Origin of the sequence: Vibrio sp. 10N.222.49.C9 (assembly GCF_041474985.1) — a bacterium.
Taxonomy (GTDB): Bacteria; Pseudomonadota; Gammaproteobacteria; order Enterobacterales; family Vibrionaceae; genus Vibrio; species Vibrio crassostreae_C.
In genome coordinates, this window is record NZ_JBFRVD010000023.1 from 25,118 (window position 1) to 50,279 (window position 25,162).

17 protein-coding genes and 4 pseudogenes are annotated in these 25,162 nt (G+C 43.9%); 14 read left to right on the forward strand and 7 right to left on the reverse strand.

Annotation, left to right across the window (positions count from 1 at the left end; genetic code table 11):
• Window positions 1-2 precede the first annotated feature (2 nt).
• Window positions 3-1,065: pseudogene (locus AB4585_RS10475) on the reverse strand (HlyD family secretion protein).
• A gap of 128 nt (window positions 1,066-1,193) precedes the next feature.
• On the opposite strand from AB4585_RS10475, the gene AB4585_RS10480 reads away from it, so the two are divergent.
• Complete coding sequence (locus AB4585_RS10480; RefSeq protein WP_372154472.1) at window positions 1,194-2,096, forward strand: LysR substrate-binding domain-containing protein; 903 nt, start codon at window positions 1,194-1,196, stop codon at window positions 2,094-2,096.
• A 68-nt stretch (window positions 2,097-2,164) separates the two neighbouring features.
• Here the strand turns inward: AB4585_RS10480 and AB4585_RS10485 are convergent, their stop codons facing one another.
• The 4 genes and pseudogenes from AB4585_RS10485 to AB4585_RS10500 form a co-directional block, all read right to left on the reverse strand.
• A complete protein-coding gene (locus tag AB4585_RS10485) occupies window positions 2,165-4,561 on the reverse strand; it encodes a glycoside hydrolase (protein ID WP_372154471.1) in 2,397 nt (798 codons plus the stop codon).
• Between the two features lie 103 nt (window positions 4,562-4,664).
• Window positions 4,665-5,477: pseudogene (locus AB4585_RS10490) on the reverse strand (DUF2861 family protein).
• Window positions 5,477-6,124 carry a response regulator transcription factor gene (locus AB4585_RS10495; protein WP_017066451.1) on the reverse strand — a complete coding sequence of 216 codons (648 nt, stop codon included), beginning with the start codon at window positions 6,122-6,124 and terminating at the stop codon, window positions 5,477-5,479. Before AB4585_RS10495 ends, AB4585_RS10490 begins: the two are co-directional and overlap by 1 nt.
• On the reverse strand, window positions 6,102-7,511 hold the full coding sequence (locus tag AB4585_RS10500; RefSeq protein WP_372169772.1) for a DUF3404 domain-containing protein: 1,410 nt from the start codon (window positions 7,509-7,511) through the stop codon (window positions 6,102-6,104). Before AB4585_RS10500 ends, AB4585_RS10495 begins: the two co-directional genes overlap by 23 nt.
• A 242-nt stretch (window positions 7,512-7,753) precedes the next feature.
• Here AB4585_RS10500 and AB4585_RS10505 point away from each other — a divergent pair, with 242 nt between their 5' ends.
• Both AB4585_RS10505 and AB4585_RS10510 read left to right on the forward strand, forming a co-directional pair.
• On the forward strand, window positions 7,754-8,287 hold the full coding sequence (locus tag AB4585_RS10505; protein ID WP_372154468.1) for a YbhB/YbcL family Raf kinase inhibitor-like protein: 534 nt from the start codon (window positions 7,754-7,756) through the stop codon (window positions 8,285-8,287).
• A gap of 56 nt (window positions 8,288-8,343) precedes the next feature.
• Complete coding sequence (locus tag AB4585_RS10510) at window positions 8,344-9,141, forward strand: helix-turn-helix transcriptional regulator (protein ID WP_102320430.1); 798 nt, start codon at window positions 8,344-8,346, stop codon at window positions 9,139-9,141.
• A 14-nt stretch (window positions 9,142-9,155) separates the two neighbouring features.
• Here the strand turns inward: AB4585_RS10510 and AB4585_RS10515 are convergent, their stop codons facing one another.
• Complete coding sequence (locus AB4585_RS10515; protein ID WP_372055142.1) at window positions 9,156-10,349, reverse strand: CynX/NimT family MFS transporter; 1,194 nt, start codon at window positions 10,347-10,349, stop codon at window positions 9,156-9,158.
• 133 nt (window positions 10,350-10,482) lie between these two features.
• Here AB4585_RS10515 and AB4585_RS10520 point away from each other — a divergent pair, with 133 nt between their 5' ends.
• From AB4585_RS10520 to AB4585_RS10570, 11 genes and pseudogenes are all read left to right on the forward strand, one after another.
• A complete protein-coding gene (locus AB4585_RS10520; protein ID WP_372154476.1) occupies window positions 10,483-11,814 on the forward strand; it encodes a D-serine ammonia-lyase in 1,332 nt (443 codons plus the stop codon).
• Between the two features lie 267 nt (window positions 11,815-12,081).
• Complete coding sequence (locus AB4585_RS10525; protein ID WP_372169776.1) at window positions 12,082-12,882, forward strand: hypothetical protein; 801 nt, start codon at window positions 12,082-12,084, stop codon at window positions 12,880-12,882.
• Window positions 12,883-13,132: 250 nt separating this feature from the next.
• Window positions 13,133-14,194: a tryptophan--tRNA ligase gene (gene trpS / locus AB4585_RS10530; protein WP_372154467.1), complete on the forward strand. Its 1,062-nt coding sequence runs from the start codon at window positions 13,133-13,135 to the stop codon at window positions 14,192-14,194.
• Between the two features lie 397 nt (window positions 14,195-14,591).
• Window positions 14,592-16,622: pseudogene (locus AB4585_RS10535) on the forward strand (M4 family metallopeptidase).
• A gap of 191 nt (window positions 16,623-16,813) precedes the next feature.
• Window positions 16,814-17,191 carry a VOC family protein gene (locus AB4585_RS10540; protein WP_371705855.1) on the forward strand — a complete coding sequence of 126 codons (378 nt, stop codon included), beginning with the start codon at window positions 16,814-16,816 and terminating at the stop codon, window positions 17,189-17,191.
• Between the two features lie 136 nt (window positions 17,192-17,327).
• Window positions 17,328-17,789, forward strand: a complete 462-nt coding sequence (locus AB4585_RS10545; RefSeq protein ID WP_029235242.1) for a hypothetical protein — start codon at window positions 17,328-17,330, stop codon at window positions 17,787-17,789.
• 357 nt (window positions 17,790-18,146) lie between these two features.
• Complete coding sequence (locus AB4585_RS10550; protein ID WP_372154465.1) at window positions 18,147-19,010, forward strand: delta-class carbonic anhydrase; 864 nt, start codon at window positions 18,147-18,149, stop codon at window positions 19,008-19,010.
• A gap of 235 nt (window positions 19,011-19,245) precedes the next feature.
• Window positions 19,246-19,871: pseudogene (locus AB4585_RS10555) on the forward strand (LysE family translocator).
• A 141-nt stretch (window positions 19,872-20,012) separates the two neighbouring features.
• Window positions 20,013-20,963: a LysR family transcriptional regulator gene (locus tag AB4585_RS10560; protein ID WP_372122755.1), complete on the forward strand. Its 951-nt coding sequence runs from the start codon at window positions 20,013-20,015 to the stop codon at window positions 20,961-20,963.
• Window positions 20,964-21,402: 439 nt separating this feature from the next.
• Window positions 21,403-22,458 (forward strand): DUF1254 domain-containing protein, encoded by a 1,056-nt coding sequence (locus AB4585_RS10565; RefSeq protein WP_136973497.1) that lies wholly within the window; start codon window positions 21,403-21,405, stop codon window positions 22,456-22,458.
• A gap of 413 nt (window positions 22,459-22,871) precedes the next feature.
• On the forward strand, window positions 22,872-23,435 hold the full coding sequence (locus tag AB4585_RS10570; protein WP_372133307.1) for a type II secretion system protein: 564 nt from the start codon (window positions 22,872-22,874) through the stop codon (window positions 23,433-23,435).
• A 113-nt stretch (window positions 23,436-23,548) separates the two neighbouring features.
• On the opposite strand, the gene AB4585_RS10575 is transcribed toward AB4585_RS10570, so the two are convergent.
• Entirely contained in the window at window positions 23,549-24,931 is a 1,383-nt protein-coding gene (locus AB4585_RS10575) for an MATE family efflux transporter (RefSeq protein ID WP_050648643.1), read from the reverse strand.
• Window positions 24,932-25,162: the final 231 nt, after the last annotated feature.

Sequence of the window (25,162 nt, forward strand, 5' to 3'; positions counted from 1 at the left end):
GTCTAGCCTCGTTTATCGATGGTCGCTACCACAGACAAACCAGGAAGCAGTCGACCTTTCAACTCTTGCTGATCTGGAATTAATTTTAACCGGTACACGTTGAACGATTTTAGTGAAGTTACCGGTCGCGTTTTCTGGTGGTAGGAGCGCAAATTTAGCGCCAGTCGCAGGGGAGAAACTGTCTACCACACCTTCAAGAGGCTGCCCCGGGAACGCATCCAGCTCTACTTCAACCGTCTGACCTTTGTGAATACCACTTAGCTGTGTCTCTTTGAAGTTGGCTTCAATCCACACTTGGTTGTTTGGTACCAAGCTCATCAGTGGTGCGCCTGCTTGAATCAGCAAGCCTTCACGTACGCTGCGTTTACCAATCACGCCATCTGCTGGCGCGTAAATTTTGGTGTAATCAAGGTTAAGCTGTGCTTGATCTCTCTGGGCTTGAGCTTCGGTCACGGATGCATTTGCTTGCTCAATCTCACTAGCGATAACGGTTAATTGGTCATTGGTTGCAACGAGGTTTGCTTTTGCTTCTTCTAAATCTGCCTGAGTTACTTTTTGTTGTGCAACCATGCTATCGACTTCATCTTGAGACGCGTAGTTACGCTTTAGTAAGCTACGAGAACGTACCACTTGTTGAATCGCGCGTTCGTATTCAGCTTGTGCAGAATCAACGCGGCTTTCTGCTTGATTGATCTTGCTACGTTGTAACGTTTGTTGTGCCACTAGATTTTTGACGTCTGATTGCACGACGCTTAAATGGGCGTTTGCTTGAGCGAGTGCTGACTGGTAATCACGGTCATCGATTTGAACCAGCAAATCACCTTCTTTAACCGATTGGTTATCACTCACATAAGACTTAACAATATAGCCAGAGACCTTAGGGCTAATATTCGTGATGTCGCCTTGTAGGTAGGCATTGTCGGTAGATTCAAAGTACTGGCCATAGCCGTACCAGTATCCAGCACCGGCTAAACCCAATGACAGCATGATCGCAGTAGCAATAAGCGGAGCTTTTTTACGTTTTTTGGTGCTTACTGTTTGCGAAGCGTTGTTGTTCTCTGTCATTTTTTCTTTCTCATTTTGTTTTTATTTAGATGTAACGAATTGTAAATGAATTCGATTGATTGATAAGATAGGAAAAAAGGGAAATACTGTTGCAAAAATCTAACTAATGGCGCTTTGGGAGAAGTACGATGGATTTAAATGCTGTGACTGTTTTTACACAAGCTGTTGATTGTGGGAGTTTCACGCACGCAGCTGAAGCATTGAACATGACCAAGTCGACCGTCAGCCGAAAGCTAGACGAGCTGGAACAGCATCTAGGTGTGAGGTTGATCACTCGTTCGACACGAAGTTTAGTCTTAACGCCAGAGGGTGAGCGCTTTTATCAGTCGAGCATGCAGATGCAAGAGATCATGAACCAAGCTGAGCTAGAGGTTTCAGCCAATCAGGATTTGATCCGAGGGCAGTTGAATGTTGTGTTGCCTGTCGAATTGGGGCATCAAGTATTAGCCAAATACATCCACAGCTTCCTAAAAGAGCACCCAAACGTGACTTTGAACTTAGAACTGTCGAATCGAGAAGTCGACATCATTGCGGAGGGGATCGATCTTTACGCACAAATTGGTGAGCTAGTGGACTCGAGCTTGGTTTCTCGCTACCTCACAACATCAAAGCGTGTATTGGCAGCCAGCCCTGAGTATTTAGAGCAGTTCGATGACGTCTCTTCACCCGATGATCTTGAACCGCCATTCAGAATGATTGAGGTGGTGAACAAGGCCGCGCGTCTACCCAAGTGGCATTTACAATTAGAAGGCGGAGAGTCGATTTTGATCGATCTGCCGTGTCAGTTGCGGGTGAATACCATCACGGCATGCCTAACAGCGTGTGTGGATGGGCTCGGCTTGGCGGTGCTTCCTGAATTCATTTGTCGGGAACACTTTAAGACAGGTAAGCTGATTCGTCTGTTACCTGAATATGAGATGCCAGAAGTTTCAGTAAGCCTAGTGTATGCAGACAGGCAGTTGATGCCGAAACGTAAAAAGGTCTTTATCGACTATCTACTGACTGCCTTTCAAAATAGGAAGCAAAAGTAACGGGGAAAACCTTAGCGGTTAAGTGCTTAGGCTTCCTATTATTCGTTATTGTCTAAACCGTATCGAAGCTAACTATGATCGGGCTGCCAGTCGACGACTTGCCCATTCGCCAATATAGCTTTGACCGATAGGGCAGCAATATCGACACCGTTGTAACGAAATGCCTTGTTAGAAAAGTTAGCAATGATCTTACTCCCGTCACTGAACTCAGTTTGTTGAACATCGCCGCTCTTATCTAACCATTCGGAATCGACTAACTGTTTATCCCATAACTGTTCGTGCATTGGTTCAAAGCCATCTTGATAGTGTTTGAGTGCTTTGATTCTCTGGCTTGAACTTGATAAAGCTTCATCTCTGGTCAAGTGAACCATCGGTGGTGTGTTGTACAGCATGGCGGTTAAGTCACGTTCTGTTTGTACATTAGTGAACTTAAGGCTGTCTGAATGCCAATGGTGCGTATTGATTACTTCATCATGGAAAACGGCTTGGTAAAGTGGAATTCGATATTGTGGCGAAAATAGTAGCGACTTATAGGGCTCTTTAACCTCGGCCGGCTTAAAGAAGAAGTCGGGCTTTTGGTCTGGGTACCAACGACCTAAGTAATAGGGAGATTGGCGGTTCTCTTTCATGTCTTTGTCTGTCCAACCAAAACCAACCGTTTCTAAGCCGTGTGCAAACGCGATGCCTTTTGTTGTTAGGCTGTTGCCGTCTTCAGAGCCTAATACTAACGAAGGTTGCTCGCTAAGCCACTTCATTCGGTTGTTGAACGCAGAAAGCATGTCTGATTCGTCGTTTGTATTGCCATTACTGTCTATAGAGACGCGGTAATCTTCACGTGCCATGGCGGTTGCATCAACATCTAAGAACAAGCTGTTGAAGTTGCCGAATCTCATAATGTCTTGAGCACGCTGTTTTACGTATTCTAAATGGCAGTTCGGGTTTAAGTAAAAGCCGTTTCCACGAAATCCTTTTTTCAAACTCCCATCCGCTAGTTCAATCGCACAACTTTGACGCATCGGCTCTGGTAATTGAGCGGTTAGCCAGTTGTCATTGAGCTTCGCAGGAATTGCGGTGTTGTAGGAATCGTAAGTACCGACCAGATATCCGGACTGTTTTGCCAGACCCACAGCGTTAGGTTGATAGAATGCTGGCATCCAATTATCGAATCCAAGCCACAGTTTGTTTAAGCCTGCCTTATTTAGATTAGCGACCATGTCTGAAGACAACGCTTGTCCCCAAGTCTCTGACGAGTTTAGGTAAGGGGAAGCGTGCTCTAGCAACCAGTTCTTCTTATCCTGTGCTGCTTTATATTGCGCTTTAATCGTGTTGTCTTCGAGTGTCGGATTACCAACAGGATATAACACCTGCAATGACTGGCTAATAGAGTCCAACAATAGTTGTTTGTGGTACTGACTGAACCAATCTTTCCCCTTGGAGAGTGATGATAGCTCTCTTTTCGCTTCCGCAGAAACACTGAGTTTAGAGCCCTCTAGATACCATGTTTTCAATCCCCACCAGTCACTCACATCTTGGATGCTTAATGGGTCTTTGCCAAATAGGTAAACGTGGCTCGCGCCGATCAACTTAGTCACATCTGGATTGCGCTTTTGCTTTGCTACAAGCGTTTCAGACTGGTCATTATTGATGCGCCAATCTCGGTATTGTTTGGCACCATCTAACCACGAGTCTCCGAGGGTGATACGAACAATAAAAGGCTGTGACTGATTGAGCATCGTAAATTGGTGTGCTGCCTTCATATCAATTTTGGTTTTTGTATTTGAGGAAGCATTAGAGGATGCATCTGAAAAGAGCAGTTGATTGTTGGTTGCATTAACCATTTGATAGCTAATGAAATGATTGTTTTGCTGTACTGTCCAAAAAGGCATCTTCAAGTCTTGAGTAGTGTTACTTCCAGAATGGTTACCGACGAGATAACTTGCCCAAAGCTTGTTGTCAGTAGGCACGCGCATACCTTCACTAAACGGAAGAAATAGTGTCTGAGTTTGTTGTTCGGCAAGATCAAACCACGTCAATTCGATGGGTTTGTTTCGTTTCACCTGTATATTTGAAGGTAAGCTGAACTGAAAAGTGAGCTGGTCTTGATTAAGCTCTGCCTCAAGGTTTATCCCACTGGGCACTAAGGTCCAAGTGGCGATTTTTACTGAGTCAGCTTTATCGGAAAAGCCAATAACCAGATTGGTCGTTTTCTGTGGTTGGCTATCAACGGTGAGAGTACCGCTGTTAACGCTTAAGCCGTTCCAATCTATCTCTAGAGTATTCGACGATATAGAGATGGCATTGCTGGTAGTGGCGTTAGCGTTGTCGCGAATACTGCTGCCGCTAACGCTGCTATTACTTGTGAGCGTTATTTGGCTCGCTTGTGCATTGGATGAAAACAGACAAGCGGTTGCTAAAGCCACAATGGCACAAGTGAAAAGATTGAGTGGGTAACGTACGCTGAGCATATCTAGATTCCGTAAAGGGTAAGTACAGTTATTACACCTAAGCAGCGCTAGTGCTTTGTCACCTATATGTCTCTATTTTCTGTTTGGCTTTAGTGGTGTTCCATTAGAAAGGCACGGCGACGCGTTGCACATATTGGACTTCAATTGTGCCTTGGTATTCAAGCATTTCAACCGAAGCACTCAAGTGCTTGGCTTTAATTCCCTGTGGACTTTCTGTGGGAACGGGTGCTTGCGCTGTTTTGATTGGCACTTTGTAACCCAGCAGGTTGTAGTTTTCATCAAACCATTGCCAACTCACATTAGCGTCAGGGCAGTTGTCGATCACCTTTGGAGGCGAGAGCACGATATGTGGTTCGCTGAGTTTACTTTCGAGCGTCAGCCATCGATTACTGTTATTTAAAGCGACAATAATAGGGTAGTGATTTGAACCTATCTTTAGTTGATAAACACCAGATTCGGGTTTGATGAACATTTCATTGGTTTCAATCTCTTGATACTCATTATTGGAAGCGAGTTGTCCATCGAGAAGGACTTTACCTTTAGGCGATACCAAAGAAAGAGTTTGAGTTTCTGAGCCTTTGCTGAGTTACTCGGCAGAGACTTTGATTTGATAACCGTGCGACGACAGGCCATAGCGTCGAATGAAGCTGACTTGGATGTGGTGTTTTGGCTCAGCACTTTGTTTGAGTAAGGTTCCACATTGAGTCTGGCTCAGGATCTCTTGTTTGACTGGCAGCCAAAGCTCACTATCGAGTGATTTGTGATCGAGTGCGATTTGCAGCTCTTGCCACGCAACTTGAGGTTGGTCATCAAGTAGAGATTGATAGGTGTGCTGCAATGGCGTGTCGGTAAACCATGCCGCATGACTTGCGAGCGGCAATGTGTAGATCAGTGCGGTTAACGAAGTAACTTTCATTATGATTCCCCGGCCAAGCGGTAATCAACGCCACGATGTGTTTCTATATTCAATGTTGGCAGCTTCTGGCGTAAGCGCAGTATGTGATTATCAATAGTTCGGGTACTAGGAAAAGCCTGATATCCCCAAATCTTATTGAGTAATTCATCTCGGTGAAACACACGACTTTGGTTCTGAACAAACAGTACCAATAGCTGAAACTCTTTAGGTTTTAGTGTTACAGGGCTTTCATCCAGATAAGCGATCCGTTCCGACAAGTTGATTTGGATATTTGCGTAAGTTAAGAGGCTCACACCTAACGGACGTAGCTGGGTAATGACTCGAGCGAGTAATTCGTCGTTCGAAAATGGTTTAGTCACATAGTCATTGGCACCCGCCATTAAACCTTCAACACGTTGTTGAACTTCTACTTTAGCGGTCAACACAATCACAGGCAGCGCTTTGAGGAGCAACCAGTTTGGAAGGTGTTGCAAGCTGTCCCCATCTTCAAGCTGTCGATCCAGTATCACAAGATCGGCTCGAAACCATTTCTTACTGGCATTCTCTGAATCCTTCGCCCAAAGGCATTGGTAACCATTGGATTCAAAGAAGCTGACGAGGCCTTGTCCAAGCAGTTGGTCGTCTTCAATCAGCAGTAGGGTGTTCATAAGCAATTTCCAAAATACATCGGGTTGGGTTACGAAGAATAATGAGGCGGCCATTCGCTTGCTTCATCAAGTGCTCGACAATAGTCAGGCCAATGCCCATGTTATCCAGTTCGTGCGTTTCACTTGGCGTGACACCAGACATGAGCCGTTGTATCGGTGAAGGGAAGTGCCCCTCGTCTTGTACCTCAATCGTCAGCTTGTCACCGAGTTCGACCTTTACCAAAACCTCACCTTTACCATGTTGTTTGGCATTCTTGATTAGATTATCCAAGCAGATGGTTAGCCAGTAATAGGGAAGGTTCAGTTCAACTTCACGCGCTTCACATTGATAAGAAATATTGTGCTTTTCACAGACATGATCGAGCCACTCTTCTAATGAAGCGTTTTGCTTCAACAAAGGCTCTGACTGATCCGAACTTAGGTACACTTTGCTGTTTTCGGTGAGCTGAGAAAGCCTTTGATAGTCAGATATTAAACGCCAAACCGCACTTTGAGTTTCATCAGAAAAGTCATCGTAGCGATTTCTAAACATTTCGACGGTTAAGCCTAGGCTAGTAATAGGCGTGCGCAGTTCATGAGTAAGAAGCTGTAAAACGAACTGCCTCTCTTTTCGTTGTTTTGTTCTTAGGTATAAGACTCTAGCGAGCCCGGAAAGCAACGTTAGCAGCAATGTAAAGATCAACGTTTTCATGATCAGATTGTCATTGCTAGGCTCGTTTAAGCACACGTTACTGTAACAAAAAGTACAGGTTTCACCTGCCAAAGATACCTCTTGCTGCTCTGCGATAGGTTGCCAAACATCTAAGGGAATAGCTTTCCAGCCTTGTTCGCCACTTAACCAAAGCACATCATCTTGTTGCCAAGCGCGGTATCCATTGAGCAGTGCTTCTCTGCCTTGTGCACTTAGGCTTTCTAGTTTGTTATATAAAGGGTGCTGAGGGTTGGTAAGACTCAAAAATGGGCGTATCTGCTCGGTCACATCTGGGTAAGCGGCTAAATAACGACCAGCAAAGCTGCCACCGGCAGGGTGACGTTTGGAGTGTGCTGCAAACCAAATCGAATCCAATGTTTGTTGCTGACACAGAGCGAGCTCGAACTCGATGGCTTCATGTAATGAAGGGTTACTGCTTTCAATCGCTTGGCAGTGATCTTGTATTGACGCTAACGCTGCGATGTCGTCCCAACTGAATTGGTTGAAATCAGGATAGCGGCTATTTTCATGGAGCAGAACTTTCGGATACTGAGCCAACTCTTGTTGAGATACTAAGAGTGGGGATGATTGCCAGCTCAGTTGATACAGAGTTTGCCACTTATCTTGCAAACTTTGGGCATTGACTAGGGTTGGGAGCCAAAAGATCAAGCAAAGAGCTAATGTAAACCTGCGCATCCAATCATTCTCGTTAAAAGTCGTGGGGCGAGTCTAAAGAGTTTTGGGCGCGATTTGTAACCTGAATGTCAACAAGTGTTCTTTTAACAACAAATTGTCGAGTGGGTCATGCTTTTAAATAATAAAGTACAAATACAGTAAGTATCATTTATTTGAATAAAATAGATAATTGTGTACTTACTGTCATTATTGGGCGAAGTGAGGGGACTATACTGGGCTCATACCTAATAAGAGGAACCATCATGAAACTCATCATCAAATCAGTATTGGCAATCAGTATTTTGGCTACAGGCTCTGCTCATGCGTTCGAATTAACCAGCAACGATATTCAAGAAGGTCACCCAATGGCAAAGACTTTTGAATACTCTAGTTGGGGTTGTGACGGCGATAATCAATCACCACAATTGATGTGGAAAGATGCACCAGCAGGTATCAAAAGCTTTGCTATCACAGCTTATGATCCAGATGCACCGACTGAAAGTGGCTTCTGGCATTGGGTTGCGTTTGATATCCCTGCAACTGTGAACGAGCTACCTCGCGGTGTCGACATCTCTAAAGTCGGTGGCAAAGAAGGTCGCATTGATTACGGTACAGTTGGCTACGGTGGCGTTTGTCCTCCAGAAAAAGATGGTATGCACCGTTACCAGTTCACGGTTTGGGCATTACCAACGGACAAACTTAACCTCGACGAAAATACGCCGTCGGCTGTGGTTGGATTCACGTTGAACAGCATGGCTTTAGACAAAGCTAAACTGACCGCAACTTATACACGTTAATAGCTTATGTACGTTAAAGCTTATACACGTACATAATAAGTAAACAAGGGGATGAGATGAATCATCAATATCAAGTGACGATCTTTCGTGCAGAGCAGTTACAAAAACTGCGTAATGTGAGGATTCTATCCCCTAGTATCATTCAGATTATTACAGGCAGTAAGCGCCTGTTTTGGAAAGATTCAGCGGCAGAGCTCTCACATTCTGAGCTGTTGTTTTGTGAGGCATCAGCTTCACTAAGTTTTGAGAACATGCCCCACAAAGGGCGCTTCTTGTCGCGAGTGTTCAGCTTTCAATTCCAACCTTCTCAGGCGATGCTTGATTTAAGTGAGGAACGGTCGAATGATCTGGGACTGCCTACAGTAAAAGTGGATCGAAACTTACAAGACTCACTCAATGCTCTGTTCTCTTTTGATACACAGAGCATGAGCAAAGAGACTCAACAGTTTTGGTTGCAGGGCTTGTACCAGCAATTAGCTGAAAAAGGGGTGTTGCATCTATTGTTTGTCAGTGCCAACGTCTCGTTTAGCCAAAAGCTCAGCCATTACCTTTCACATTCACCAGATGAGAAACATCCATTAGAGTCGGTGGCGGAGCGTTTTGCGATGAGCCGAGCCACATTGATTCGGAAGCTCAAACTGGAAGGCATGCAATATCGAGAGGTACTGGCTGAAGTTCGCTTGAGTCACGCGCTTTATCTGATGCAAAACGGACAGCAGAATGTGGCGATGTTGGCTCAGTCTTGCGGTTACCAATCGGAAGGGCGTTTTAGTCAGCGCTTTAAAGGCAAATTTGGTTTGTCGCCAAGTGAATACATCAAAACCGTCGTCAGCCATAGAGTCGCGACGCCATAGTCATTATGTTTGGCTTAAACGCTCACTTTCTTATCTCGTGCTGCCAATGCCGCGAAAATCGTGCACGCAAAGGCAACAGATGCGATCAACAGAATCGGCACACTCCAAGAATCTGTCTGAGCATGAAGCTTACCCACCAGCGTTGGACCAGTGGCTGCCAACGCATAACCGATTCCCTGAGCCATACCCGACAATGATGCGGCTTGGCTGCTATTCGATGTACGCAAGCCAACAAAAGAGAGCGCGATAATAAATGTCGAGCAGTTGGCTAATCCAAACAGTCCCACCCAAAAGATCGCAAACTCAGGCAAATACAGAAGACCAATCAATCCAACAAATACACTCGATGCACATAGAGTGATGAGCCATTGTTGATTGTCACTTTTGGCTAAGAACGGCAGTAACAGCAGCCCCGGAACCATAGTCGAAAATTGCAGAAATCCATAAATGTAGCCCGCGTCGATTTCGCTGTAGCCAAGATCGTTCAATATCTGTGGCAACCAGCCAGCCAAAGAGTAGAAGGTAAATGAGTTAAGCCCAAGCGCTAACGTTACTTGCCACGCTACGCCGCTTTTAATCATCTGTTTCATCGGCAGAGGTTTGTCTTGTTGCTTGTTATTGTTGGCTGAAGGTGAGCGTTTTCTGATTTTAGGCAACCAGATCATCAAAGCTAATATTGGGAATATTAGGTTCATTAACAGTGCTAATTGCCAACCCGTGATCGTAAATAAGGTTAGATTTGAAAACGGCACCATCAAACTTGAGCCTAACGTCGACCCGATGCCCATCGTAAAGATGTACAGAGAAGTCACAGTAGCGATGCGTGTCGGGAAGCTAACTTTCACTACTACAGGCAACAACACATTACCAATCGCGATACCAAGCCCGATCATCACCGTGCCGATATACAAGGTTGGGGTTAACCCAGCAGAGCGCAGTGTAATACCCGTAGTGATCAAAACTAAGCCTAAAAGCAAGCTTGGTTCTAGACCAATTCGTTGGGATATCTTGGTGACTAATGGTGAAAATAAGGCAAAAGTTAACAGTGGCAAAGCTGTTAAGAAGCCAGCAGCCGACGACGTAAGGTTGAGGCCTTCCATAACCTGAGAAAGCACAGGAGCCAAGCTCGTAAAAGGCCCACGAAGGTTAAGTGCTAGGAATAGAATCCCTAACATGACGAAAATGCTATTACGAAGAGAGGCGCTCATAGGTTGTTCTACTGTTTGCTTATGAGAAGACAGGCTAGCCTACAGATCATTGAATGATTACACAAATACCGTTTAAATAGGTTTACTAATGATTGAACCTGCGCAGTACGCGCTTAGCCAGAAAAGGTCACCCATGATTGTATTAAATATCGACAAGCTCATCTCGGACTTCCCACTGCTTCAACAATTGATTGCATTGGAAGAAGTGGTTTGGTTTAACCCAAATGTGACGACTCTGGAGCGCGGTTTGCTTTATGTGGGTTTAGGCGAACAAGATATTCACGATGCGAGCATGAGGCTGCAAAGGTTTGCTCCTTATCTAGCCAAGGCGTTTCCTGAAACTCAAGCGACCAATGGCATCATCGAGTCTGAGCTTGTTGACATTCCATCTATGAAATCAGCATTGGGAGCACATTATCAGCAGCCAATAAAAGGGCGTTTGATGATGAAGAAAGACAGCCATTTGCCGATTTCAGGTTCAATCAAAGCGCGTGGTGGTATTTATGAAGTACTAACACATGCCGAGAAGCTTGCGATTGAAGCGGGGTTACTGTGTGAGAGCGATGACTACAGCAAGCTGCTCGAACCTGAGTTTCGTAACTTCTTCCAACAATACAGCATTGCGGTAGGTTCAACGGGTAACCTAGGTATGTCGATCGGTATCATGAGTGCAAAATTAGGCTTTACGGTCTCTGTTCATATGTCGGCAGACGCGAGAGCTTGGAAGAAAAGCAAACTTCGTGAGCATGGCGTCAACGTTGTTGAATATGAACAAGATTATGGCGTTGCAGTAGAACAAGGACGTAAAGAGGCAGAGCAAGACCCGCGTTGTTTTTTCATTGATGATGAAAACTCGCAAACGCTGTTCCTTGGTTACTCTGTGGCTGGAGAAAGGCTCAAGAAGCAATTCGAGCAACAGGGGATTGTGGTTAATGAACAGCATCCTTTGTTTGTTTACTTGCCTTGTGGTGTGGGTGGCGGCCCCGGTGGTGTAGCATTTGGCTTGAAGATGGCCTTTGGTGATCACGTGCACTGTATTTTTGCTGAGCCGACCCATTCGCCTTGCATGTTGCTCGGTGTTCATACGGGGTTGCATGATGAGATTGCGGTACAAGATCTTGGTATCGACAACTTAACAGCTGCGGATGGCTTGGCGGTTGGTCGGGCTTCTGGTTTCGTGGGTCGCGCGATGGAGCGCTTGCTTGATGGTTATTACACATTAACTGATGAACGCATGTATCAATTGCTAGGCGAACTGAACCAAGCTGAGGGTATTCAACTTGAGCCTTCAGCACTCGCAGGTATGCCGGGTGTGATTCATGTTGAGCAGAATAGAGAATATCTTGATCGCCTAGATATTGATGAGTCGACGCTAGCGAATGCAACGCATCTTGTGTGGGCGACTGGCGGAGGCATGGTGCCGAAAGAAGAAATGGCCGCTTACTTGGAAAAATCGTCGTTTTAACCTTAAAGCGTTTATAAGCTAGCTGTTTGTAAACTAGGTGTTTACAAGTATAAGCTGTTGTAAATATCAGCGTTAAAAAGATAAGTCATGATAGAAGAGTGTTGTTTATCGGTTGAACGCACTCTTTTTTACTCCTAAATCCAGTCGTTATTCAAACAATAACTTGCGCAGATCGTTATCCGAAACACACATTTTATAAATTAAGCTTCTTAGATGTTCTAACTATCAGTTAGGTTGAGTGGCATTCAACTTGATAGGGATTGAGCAATGCAAACGGATAAAGTGATGCAGACAAGACACATAAATACACCAGAAAAATTACTCCAGCGTTTAGATGCGATTGGGGAGTCTTTGGAAGCATCGGGTAAGGCTCATGCTTTACTGGGATTGGGCTCGGTAGGTATTGAAACAGAACGACTTGATCAGTATTCAGATGTCGATTTTTTCGCGATAGTACAAACGGGGCATAAGCAGTATTTCTTAGACAGCTTGCATTGGCTATCTGATATTCACCCAATCGACTACGCGGTGAGAAACACCGTCGATGGCTATAAAGTCTTATACGCTGACGGAATCTTTTGCGAATTTGCGGTGTTTGAATCCCACGAGTTAGCGCATATTCCATTTGCTGAAGGGCGCATTGTTTGGCAGCAACCTGAATTTGATACTCAGTGCTGTATCCCACCAGTAAAAGGGGAGGCAGATACTAACTCCGAAGAGTGGATCATAGGCGAAGCATTAACCAATCTTTATGTGGGTATGTCTCGTTATAATCGAGGCGAAAAGCTGTCGGGCAGTCGGTTCGTTCAATCTTACGCACTTGATCGTTTGATCGATCTTGTGGATCAAACTGAGCATTCTGAGCATGAATTCGTTGATGAATTTATGTCGGATAGAAGACTAGAAGCGCGCTTTCCTAAGTTTGCTCAATTGCTACCAACCTTTACCCAAGGTTACGAGCGCACGGCTGAATCGGCACTTGCCCAACTAGTGTTTCTCAACACCCACTTCACAGTCAACCAAGCCATGTGTGACCGAATCACTGAACTGTGTTCCAGTAAAGATTAAGCCTATAAACTGTTAATCTTAAACCTATTTTCTTGGTGTGCGTAAATAACAGTTGTCGCTCGTCTGTATTGTTGATAGGTTTTAACCATGAAATTTAATTCTGCTTCAACTTCAATTTTCTTTTGGTGGTGCTCTCAATAGAGCAGCACGGAATACTTACATTCTTTAGCTGCTGGACGGTAGCTAAGAATGTCATCAAAAATGTCGCCTCTTTTTATCTCCAGTAGCCTTTTTAACTTGGAGATACACCATGAATACCAACTCAAACAGCCATACCGACAGCAATAATATTGGCAGTAAGAACAATACCAACAAGCCTGAAATCATTCTGACTGGCGATAGAGCTACTGGGCCTTTGCACTTGGGTCATTACGTCGGTTCACTTAAACAAAGAGTCTCTTTGCAGCATATTCACGACCAAACGATATTGGTCGCTGACATGCAAGGGCTTACCGACAACGCCCATAATCCTTCGAAGGTTTCTTCCAACATTCTCAATGTAGTCGCTGACTATCTTGCGGTGGGTATCGACCCGACCAAGACCACGATTTGTCTGCAATCACAGTTGCCGGTGTTAGCTGAGCTCACCATGTTCTACAGCAATCTTGTTTCTATCGCTCGCTTAGAACGGAATCCAACAGTCAAAAGCGAAATTCAGAACAAAGAGTTTGGACGTTCAATTCCAGCAGGCTTCCTCACTTATCCAATCTCACAGGCGGCAGACATCACTGCTTTTAACGCGACTTTAGTGCCTGTTGGCGATGATCAATTGCCGATGTTAGAACAAACCAATGAGATAGTAAGGAAAGTGAATTCGCTCGCTGGCAAACCAATCTTGAATGAATGCAGGCCGCTTCTCAGCAATGCATCTCGCCTCCCTAGTACCGATGGTAAAAGTAAGATGTCTAAATCGATGGGCAACGCCATTAATTTGGGTGCAACAGAGAAAGAGATCAGAGCTTCCGTTAAATCCATGTATACCGATCCAAATCATCTTCGAATTGAAGAGCCAGGCAAGGTAGAAGGGAATATCGTGTTCACTTATCTTGATGCTTTTCACAGTGACGCTAACTATGTCAGTCAACTAAAAGAGCATTACCAAAGAGGTGGGCTAGGTGATGGACAAACTAAGAAAGTGTTGGAAGAGTGCCTGCAAGAGATGCTTCGTCCTATTCGTGAAAGAAGATCTGAGTTACTGGATGATAAAGCGCAACTCATCGATATTTTGCGCCAAGGCACACAAGTATCGAGAGAAAGAACAGAAACCGTGTTGTTTGATGTTAAAGAACTATTTGGCCTGAACATCTTGTAGGTCTCTTCAGCGATTATTATTCATCTTTCCCCCTTTCATGCTCACCTATTCATCGGTCGAGTGCCCGATAGCGATCTGATTTCGCCATCGGATACTCGACCTGTGTGAAACCACCAAAGAGGTTATCGTTTACGTGACTTCTTTGGATTGGTTTTAATGCTTGTTACTGTGCGATTTATCACTCCCTATTTATAGAAATAACACTTCAATATTTAGCTAACTATAAGATTTTAAATAAATTTTGGCTGTATATCTCAGTTCGAAATACATCATTAATTATGTTTTGAATTAATCTCACATATGCAACTTAGTTGGTTTCTTTATGTGTAATATCTATCGTTAAGATGTGCGCTCATCGATTTGATGAATTTATAAAACATAATTATAAAGGTGATGTATGCGTAGTACACATTTACTAATGCTATTTCCGATAGCTTTCACGTCTCAAGCTGCCAACGTTGTCGACTATTCAAAAGTTGACTTGTCTAAAGTACTTAATAATACAAAACAAGGGTTTACAGCCGTAAGTGAGCCGCTTTCTTATCAAGATATAACCCAAGTCAACATAGATACAACAACGCTGTTACGTAAGAAGCAATTCCATTATGGAGTACCTGTTTACGGACAATCTGTGGTCGTGGATCTTTCTAGGCAAGGTATTGCAACAGCCGTTGATGGCCAAGTCTTAACAGGCATCGAGTCTGATATTGGTTCAACATTACCGCTGATTAACGCTAAACAAGCCGTTGAAATTGCGAAATCAAAGTACAAAGGTATTGCAGCAGCGACCATTCGTGACCCTAATACCGAGCTTGTTATCTAGCTTGATCAACAGGAACAAGCACGCCTCATCTACAAGATTGATTTCTTACAAACCAAAGGAATGGGGCCTTCAAGACCAATTACGCTTGTTGATGCGAAATCGGGAGAGTTACTCGATCAGTGGGAAGGCATTGCTTTCATTGAAGCTGAGGGGCCTGGTGGAAACGAGAAAAGCGGTCGTTACTATTTTGGTTCAAATACGGGATTTGGAGGATTTCAAGTTAACTCTAATTGCCAAATGGACAGCCAGAATGTTGTCACTCTGAACATGAACAATCAGCAGAGTTCAGGACAAATACATCGGTTTAGTTGTAACGGTAACAATGGCGTGAACGTTAACAATTATCGCGCAGTGAATGGTGCTTATGCGCCTATGAATGACGCTCATTATTTTGGACAACGTGTATTCGACATGTACCAAGATTGGCTAAATACACGTCCGATTAAGCAAAAACTCACGATGCGTGTTCACTATGGTTCAAACTATGGGAACGCATTTTGGGATGGTCGCCAAATGACATTTGGTGATGGCGACCAATCTATGTACCCGTTAGCGACATGGGATGTAATTGCCCATGAGGTGAGCCACGGTTTTACTGAACAAAACTCCGGACTTGAGTACCGTGGAATGTCAGGCGGTATGAATGAATCTTTCTCAGATGTGGCCGCTGCCGCATTAAGTGAATTTGTGCACGGTAGCTTCAATTGGAAGATGGGCGAGCATGTAATGAAAAATAGTGATGCAATGCGTTACTTCATTCAACCAAGCCAAGATGGTATATCTATTGACCACGTCAACCAATACTATAGCGGCATTGATGTACACCACAGTTCAGGGGTCTTTAATAAAGCGTTCTACCATTTGTCGACAAGTAATAACTGGGGTATTAAAAAAGCGTTTAAGGCCTACGCGACGGCTAACCAGCTTTACTGGACACCTAACTCGGATTTTCAACAAGGTGCTGACGGTGTCTGCAAAGCCGCTAAAGATCTTGGTTATGAAACCTCAGCTGTAAGTTCAGCGTTTAGTCAGGTAGGTATTGATGTTCAAAACTGTGGTGCGGGCCAGCCAAATCCAAATCCTAACCCGCCAACTCCGGGTGTTGTAGAGCTAGAGATCAATACACCAACGCCTATACAAGGCGAAAGTGAGAATCAACAACAATTTGTGCTTAAGAACGCGCCGGCTGATGAAGTGTGGATTCAGACTTATAATGGCTACGGCGATGTAGATATGTACGTTGCAATCGGTCGACCAGCAACGATCAATGACTATGATTGTTCTTCGACCAATCAGGGTAACCGCGAATACTGTGGTTTTAGTGGGATACAGGGAAGTGACGTATACGTGATGGCTGCTGGGACTCAAGGTTCGATGGATGCGTATGTTGCTGTGAGTGCTGACTTAGAAACTCCTCAGCCTGAGCCAGAACCAGAACCACAAGCCTTGTGTGACAACCTTCAAGAGTGGAATCCAAACTACTACTATCCTACTGGTGCGGCTGTTCAATATTATGGCCACCGATTCACCGCATCGGCGGACAATTGGGGTGCAGATCCGTTCGATAATTATTGGTATTGGGTATTTGAAGGTGCTTGTTACTAGTTAAAACGGTTTAAAGTGACGTAATACCTATGATAAGGGAGCGCAGTCAGTGCTCCCTTTATTCGTTCAAAGTGAGAAGTGAAGATGTACGCTTATCTTGTGTTAGTAAATCTAACATTAGAGTATGTAACTTAGCGTTATTCAGCATTTAATATTCAACATTTAGTAACGACGAGACAAGGACGATTAAATTGGAAATCAGTCATTTAGATCATTTGGTATTAACCGTGAAAGATTTACAAGTTACGGTCGACTTTTACCAACGGGTACTTGGAATGAAGCCTATCGAATTTGGCGAGGGCAGGTTGGCGTTGTCATTTGGAACGCAGAAGATCAATTTACACCTCAGAGGTAGCGAGTTCGAGCCAAAGGCAAGGCGTGTGCAGGTCGGTAGTGCAGATCTCTGCTTTATTACCAATATGCCAATTGCTGAAGCCACTGAACATATCAAAGCACAAGGCGTCGTCATAGAAGAGGGACCAGTACAGCGAACCGGTGCGACGGGAAAAATTGTCTCTGTTTATATTCGAGATCCTGATGGCAACCTCATTGAAGTCTCGAATTATTAGTTTTAGACCTACAATCGTACGCTTTTCTTTACTCTTCAAGTACATGACATTTCACTTTTACGCTGCTTGGTGCTGGATGTCGTCAGCCAAATAAAATACAATCGAACAATGTTTTATTAATTCGTGCTTTATCATTATAATGAGAAACTTACTCATATTCATCGTTAGCCTGTTCTTCTTAACAGCCTGTTCTTCAACGAGTAATCATCAGCTAGACGACGAGACATTGAGCAACGAAGACGCTATGTCGAAAAGTATAGAGGGAGAGAGTAATCTCGAGACTTCAAAGGATACAAACGCTGAGACCAGCGTTGATTCTTCCCATGATTCAATCGTTAATCATCAACCACTCACTAACCTTGATTCAAATAAAGACACGATAGCTCACGCCAATGCAGAGCCAGAATCAGTGGAGCCTTCTCAAATAGAAGCGACAGAAACAACTGAAAGCGATGCTAAGAGTGGCGGTGAAAAAGGCATCGGAAGCTATTTTATTCGTCATAATAAACCGACTAAGACGGTGATTAAATCACTAGAGGGCGTGACAGATGCATTGAACGTCATGACGTTTGGGATATTTGCCACCGGTAACGGTTAAATCGTTAACTTAGAACCACAACCTAATAGATAGAATGAAACGTGAAGGCGAGCCAGATGGTTCGCCTTTTTTGATCTTCTAAATCTGGCCACCGTTGTTCCTAAGAATCATGCACACTTATCTGAGCGCTGAGTCAGGCGACGGTTAACGAAAATAGGAAATTATTAGTTCTGGAAGGGAGTCGCCGAATTTACCCTGTTTGACTTGTTATATGTATCAAGGGTTCTAATACTCATCCCAAAGTAAGTAATGAAATCTAATCTTACAAAGACAAGTCTTATATTCACTTACGAGCATAGTAAGATGTTTGCTGTTAAGTCGGTTTGGGTTTAGTTATCAATATTCTAGGGAAGAAAAATGAAGAATAAGAGTGTGTTTTTAAGTGCCGCATTGGTGATGTTGTCAGCTCATGCAAATGCATCAGACGCGAGCCATGAGTCTGTATCAGATGGTGTTATCGCAGAACAAAGAGCTAAGCTTTCTGAAAATACCCAAGGAAAAGGTTTTGGCCCGCAAGCCCCACGAGATTTGGGTTCATTAGAAGGAACCAATACCAGGCTGTTCTCGGATGCCCCTGATTCAACAGCGATGAACTTATGTAATATTCACTTCCATAAAAATGCTGAGCATAAAGGCGGCGAGTTTACTCAATACGCTGGTAACGGTGATGGTAAGGGATTCCAGAGTGGCTTTAAATACACAGGCAAGCTGAGTTCTGCTGAGCTGAAACCATTTGAGAGCAAGGTTTGTCCGAGCGAGCATGGTTCTTTGCATTCGGGTGACACCATTGAAGTTCACTATGTTTATTCAACGGCGCAAGTTGAACCGGGTGAAACATTGGGTGCTTGTTTTAACGACGCAATTACCAACCCGCAACTGCGTGTAGAAACCCAAGTTTACGTATTAGTGAATGACGACAGAGCACTCGACTTTGAAGCGCTCGCTAAACATTCAAAAGTGAACGGCTTACACCAAGCACCAAACATCCCACAAGATACTGGCTCAGCGATCCAATACGCAGGCTCTACAACGGGCCCTGGTTACAATGAGCAAGGTTCACCTTTCCAAGTAACATGGAGCGTTAGACCACAAGTCGCGAAAGTAAATATCGCGACAGTAGGTAGCTGGTGTGAAGGCAATGACTTTAACGAAGATCACGCCCACGGTGTGAGAAACTTGGTGGTTAACCCTGAGCTGTTATCACCTATTCGTAATGACTAAACGGTTCTGACGAATAAAATGATCAAGGCGAGCCAATAGGTTCGCCTTTTTTATGCCCTAACGAAAAGCACTTAGGTTTTAGGTTTAATTAAGTCTGGTGGGTAAATTACGTGCGACACTTATTCAAAACATGAGTTGTGTAAATAGAACTTAGTCAAAAACGTTCTTTACCAGAATCGAAGCTCCATGATACGTTCATGATCAATTATGTTGGGTTATAGAAAAGGACAGTCCAATGTCATTAGAAAGTGCGATTACATTCTTTATTGCCATGTTTGTATTTGGTATTACTCCGGGGCCTGGCGTCTTTGCCATTTTAGCTCGTGCTATGGTTCAAGGATGGCGAAAGTGCGTCACGCTTTCGTTAGGTATGATATGCAGTGATCTTATTTACCTTGCGCTTGCCTGTTTCGGTCTAGCAACGATTGCCGAGAATTGGTCGATTGCGTTTGAGGTGATTCGCTACGTTGGTGCAGCTTATTTGATTTACTTGGGCTATAAGATGTTTAAGATCTTACCTGAAGTGCAAGGCTCAGCTGAACTCGCCGCCAAACAGAGTCAGAAATCCGAACTCGCGAGTTTCGCGCAAGGCTTTTTGATTTCAGCATCAAACCCTAAAGTGATTCTGTTTTATATTTCGTTCTTGCCGACTTTCATTGATTTGACGGTTTACGCTCACAAGATATCGTCTTGGTTTCCGTTTTAGCATTTGTTGCTTTGATGTCTGGTGTAATGCTGATTGCGATGGGTGCGGGCAGAATGGCAGGTTTGTTAAAAACGCCACGCGCACATAAAAGGTTAAACCAAAGTGCTGGTGGAATAATGATTGCTGCTGGCTCATATTTGGCGATCAATCGATAAATACGAATCTTTAAACAAAAAGGCGAACCGATGGGTTCGCCTTTTTAGTTGGATATAAATGCCATCGTTTAAACAGAGACTTGTTTGTTAGTCACAATGGTGCAATTATTTAACGAGTGATATTACTCAGATGCATGTCTTATGATGACTATCGAACAACAGCTTTCTCGGCTGGATCTAAACTTATTGGTGTCGTTAAGTGTTTTAATCAAAGAGAGGAACGTAACGCGAGCTGCCAATACCTTGTATCTGTCTCAGCCTGCGATGAGTCGTACCTTAAGTCGCTTGCGAGAGTTGTTTGATGACCCACTGTTCTATCGAGAGTCTAATGGCTTAGTGCCCACGCAAAAAGCGTTAGAACTGCAAGCACCTTTAGAAGAGTTGCTATTGGCGATGCGAAGCCTAGTAACGAAATCTGCGTTTGATCCTGCTGAGTGTGTTCAAACCTTTGTTGTTTCTGTACCGCCATTAATGAGTCGGATGCTTTCTGTGCCCCTTGCTGAACGGTTCATGCACGATGCTCCAAACGCCAGTCTTATCGAATATCCGATTGCAAAAACGCCTACTAGCCAGCTGTTATCACGAGATGTGGATTTTACGATTCACATCGAAGCCCCGAGCAATCCAATCGAATTTCCATACGTGAGTCTTGGGCAGATCTATCCAGTATTTTACGTTTCTGAACATCACCCTTTAGCCAAAGCTGAAAATGTCACACTTGAGCAGTGCCTTGAATCTCGCTTTGTCGATCTCACGCTCGATATTCGCTCGAATTACGGACTGCAACACCCTGTAGACTCTTTTTTAGCTAAGAATGGAATGCAAAGAGACATTGCTTTTAAAAGCGGACAGCTTCTTACGTTAGTGGAAGTGATGCAGAGTTCGAATACAATTTTGGTTGCGACCCACAAATTGACGGAACTAGAGGGAATAAGCGACAAGATAGTGCCGATATTCTCTCTAGATAATGTTCCCGAGTTAATGTTCGAGCTGTTTTTAATTGAGCATAAAAGAACTGTTACTAGCCCAGCCCATCAATGGTTCAAGAACTTAGTCGTGTCGGTGATTGAAGACGTTGTTTGTGACAGTTGATTAAGGCTACGGACTTTAGAGCTGGCCTAAGCAATAACCAGCTAGAGCAATAACCGACCTCCAGTTTTCATATGGATCTGGTTTAGATACTTCAGCGCCTGTGATTCATAACATGACGTCTTCCTTTCCAGCTTTATTATTTCTAATCATCAGTTGGTTTGCGCTCAGCCAATTTCAACGACAGCCCTAAACTGGATTAATTACCCTACCTGTCTATTGTTAAGCAGTGAGCCTGTTGAAGGTAATCGTTCATCTTAAGAATAAATCGATAGTGGTGACATAACTTTCATGCATATCTCTTATACGGCGATGTCATTTGTGAATTTATGCTGCCTTGATAACATTGTTCACAAGTTGAGCGGTTAACGAACTAACTGTTCGAACAAAAACAAATGGACTATGTATTGATTTAGCGTTATCGATTTATTAGAGGTCAACAATGAAAAAATTAGCATTAGTAGTTTTAGGTTTAAGCGCAGTTTCTCTTTCTTCTTACGCAGCTGAAGAAGTTTCAACTCTGACAGAGTTCTTCAATGCCGATGGTGAAGTGACTACCGTCGACAATTACGCGGTGTACGAAACGTCACGCCAATATTTGAAAAACCAAGAGCTTGTTGGCGTTAATAAATTCCTACACAAACGCGAACTCACGCCAACCGATAAACAGCCTGTGGTTCGAATGAACCGAGACACTTACTACTCAATGGCTGTGATTAACGTTTCGCAAGGCGCGACGATTACGCTACCTGAGATTCCTGAAGGCAAATACATGTCGATGGAAGTGATTACAGAAGACCACCGCATTCAGCCAATGCAATACGGTTCTGGTACGTTTGATCTTTCTACTCATAGTGGAGACCACGTGTATGTCATCGTTCGTACTGATGCGACGTTCACCAAAGATGAAGTTCATAAAATCCAAGATCAGATGAGCATTGATGCAAAAGCAGACGGCAAATTTATGGCAATGCAAGTGGATGAGAAATCATTCGATGAGGTAGAGAAAAACCTTAAAATGGAAATGCCGAAACTACTGAAACGCGATGGTGCTCAGGCGACGTTTGGTATGTTTACCAGCCCTGAAGATGCTTCAAAAGAGATGTTTACCAAAGAGAAGTACGCAGTGGGTGCGGCTATCGGTTGGGGTGGCGCGCAGTTAGATGACAATATTTACGAAGTCTCTGGTAACTTCCCAGCAGACACTTGTCATCAGGCAACCTTTGATGATCCTAAGAACCAAGCGTTTTGGTCGGTAACGGTCTACAACAAGCAAGGTTTCATGTTTGGTGAAGTGGCGAACGTAAGCTCAAACACGGCTGAGAAAAATGCAGACGGCACTTACACCGTAAGCTTTGGTTGTGGTGATGATGCAGTAAACAACATCAAAACAGAAAACGATTCTGGTGTGTTTAACTTAGCTTTCCGTCATTACATTCCAAGCCAAAAAGTACGTGATGGATTCCGAGTGCTTCCTTACGTGAAAGCAGTGAACTAATGTTGCGATAGTCGTACAACGATTATAGATGCGCGTTATTACCAAATGGCAATAACGCGCTTTTTTATGGATTCTATTTCATTTCTTGCTTTCTTAAGTGTAGAAACACAAAGGGCGACTCAAAAATGGTCTAACTTTGATTATACGCAGCGAGCCTCAGTTCAAATAAATCAATTAAACCTTCTTCCATCGATACTTTCAGTTGCATCACGCATTTGATCGAATTTAAACCCGCTGACACCTTATGTGATAACGCTTCCAGTTATCTTTTCAGCCTCTAAAGGGAACAAATACCACAACCAGCGTTATAAAAAGCGATAGCCGTGGAGTGTTATGAGTCCTATTTGAGGTGTATAGTTATAGGTAATTCATTGGGTTATTGAATATTTAAGTTATCAAAAGATGCGGATGTCATGAAGAAAAACGGATTTACTTTAATGGAATTAATCATCGTGATCGTGATACTCGGAGTATTAGCGGTAACGGCTGCTCCAAGATTCCTTGGTATTCAGGAATCTGCGAGAGAAGCGGTACTTGAAGGTGTTGCGGGTGCGATGGAAGGCGTGATCACGCAAGTGACTTCTAAAGCTATTATCGCAGGGCTTGATCCTAGTGCGGAAAATCCAGATGACCAAGGTGACTATGTTATCGATTTCGGTATCGGTCGCGTTGAAGTAGATTGGGGGACGCTTTGCCCTGAAAGTGAAGGGGACAAAGGTGACGAACTTGATATGATTGATTTTCTGACACTATCTGAAGATGATAATTTAACATCGGCTGTTGGAAACCGACACACTGTCGTTGGGTACACTCATTCATTTAGTGAAGCAGACCTTGATAGCAACAATCTAATTGACGATGCTTTGCCTGCTGGGTGTTATGTTATCTATGATTCTTTTGGTGGGCGAGTTACCGGAAATGAATGTCCTGCTGGTGGTTGCGAATGTACCGTTCGTGTAGTGAACGATGAATGTTAACCAGAGCAGCTAAACGATTCTATTTAGATTAAAGCTTATTCTAATTCAATAAAAAAGCGCGTTATTACCAAATGGCAATAACGCGCTTTTTTGTATTGGCTTATTGGTCTATCTTAGCTTTCTATTGCAACATCTGCTGGTGGCAAGTCACGCTTCTTAATTACGTATCGCAAGCGAAGCAACATCAATGCAGCTGATACGCTTAATCCCGTCAGAATACCAATCCAAAAGCCTTCTTCACCCATTGCAGGCACAATGTGGTCTGTTAGGCCCAATACCATGCCCAGTGGTAATGCTAAGCCCCAGTATGAAGCGATAGCTAAGATCATTGGTATCTTAGTATCTTTATAGCCACGCAGTGCGCCGTTAGCAGACGTTTGCAATGCATCACTGAATTGGTACATAGCAGTAAAGGTCAACAATACCGCTGCCGTTGCGCTTATCGCAGGGTCAGTGGTGTAAAGCCTAATGATCCACTCTGGGAATAGCAGGAACATCGCAACCGAAAGCAATGAAATCAATGCTGCAACCAAGATACCGACTTTGCTACGTTCAATCGCGCCTAGTTCGTCCTTTTCGCCAAGAGCGTGTCCAACACGAATCGTAATACCAAATGAAATACTCATAGGAATCACGTAAGTTAGGCTGGAAATGTTAAGTGCAATTTGAGCTGCTGCTACGTTCTCAGCACCAATACGACCAATCATCAGTGCGATTACCGCAAAGATGCTGCCACACACTGCAATGTTCATCCCGATAGGTAAACCTAATCTTAGAAGGTGAAGCATCTCTTTTGCTTTTGGCTTCGCATCTGAAAAGTTGATGATGGTCTTGTAATGGTGATGACCTTTAATGTAGGAATACAGCATTCCCGACATTAACCAGTACACCAAGCTTGTCGCCCAACCACAACCTACAGCGCCCATTTCAGGGAAGCCGAACTTACCGTAGATAAGCACGTAGTTGACCGGAATATTTACCAATAAACCAACCACAGAAATGATCATTGGCACTTTGGTGTTGTTCATACCTTCACAGAAACCATTCAAGGTGTAGAAAAGGGCAATACCCGGTACACCAAAGGCGAGGGCAAAGGCATAGTCACTGCCGATAGGGATGATTTCAGCGGCAACACCAATCCATTCTAGGATCGGTTTCGCACTCACCAAGTAAGCGATAAGCAGCACGCTAGCAATTAATGCGAGCCAAACCATCTGGAAGAATTCAACAGAGATACTTTGAAAGTCACGTGCGCCACGGTGGTAAGCGACAACAGGTGTTAACGCCATAATCACGCCACGCAGTAGCAGCAACACAGGGATCCAAAGGCTAGTGCCGAGAGCAATAGCGGCGAGATCGGCAGGGCTTACTTGGCCAGCCATTGTCGTATCGACAAATCCCATCGCTTGGGTAGCTATTTGAGTCAAAATGATTGGAACCGAAAGATGCATAAGCGCACCCGATTCACGAGTAAAAGGACGAAGTTTCGTTAGCATGGAAGTTCACAACACCAATATAAATACACGAATGATGGCAGGATGGCCGGTGTGCATTTTAGGATGTGCCCCGTTGGGCGGGCGACAATATAAACACCTTACCGTATAGGGTCAAGCATTGGATTTATAGAGTTTAACTAACTCTGAGATAGGGATAGGTTATTATGGTTAAAACACTAGTTTAATGTGTGTAACTTAATGATTTTGTGGGAATCATACTAGACGGATAAA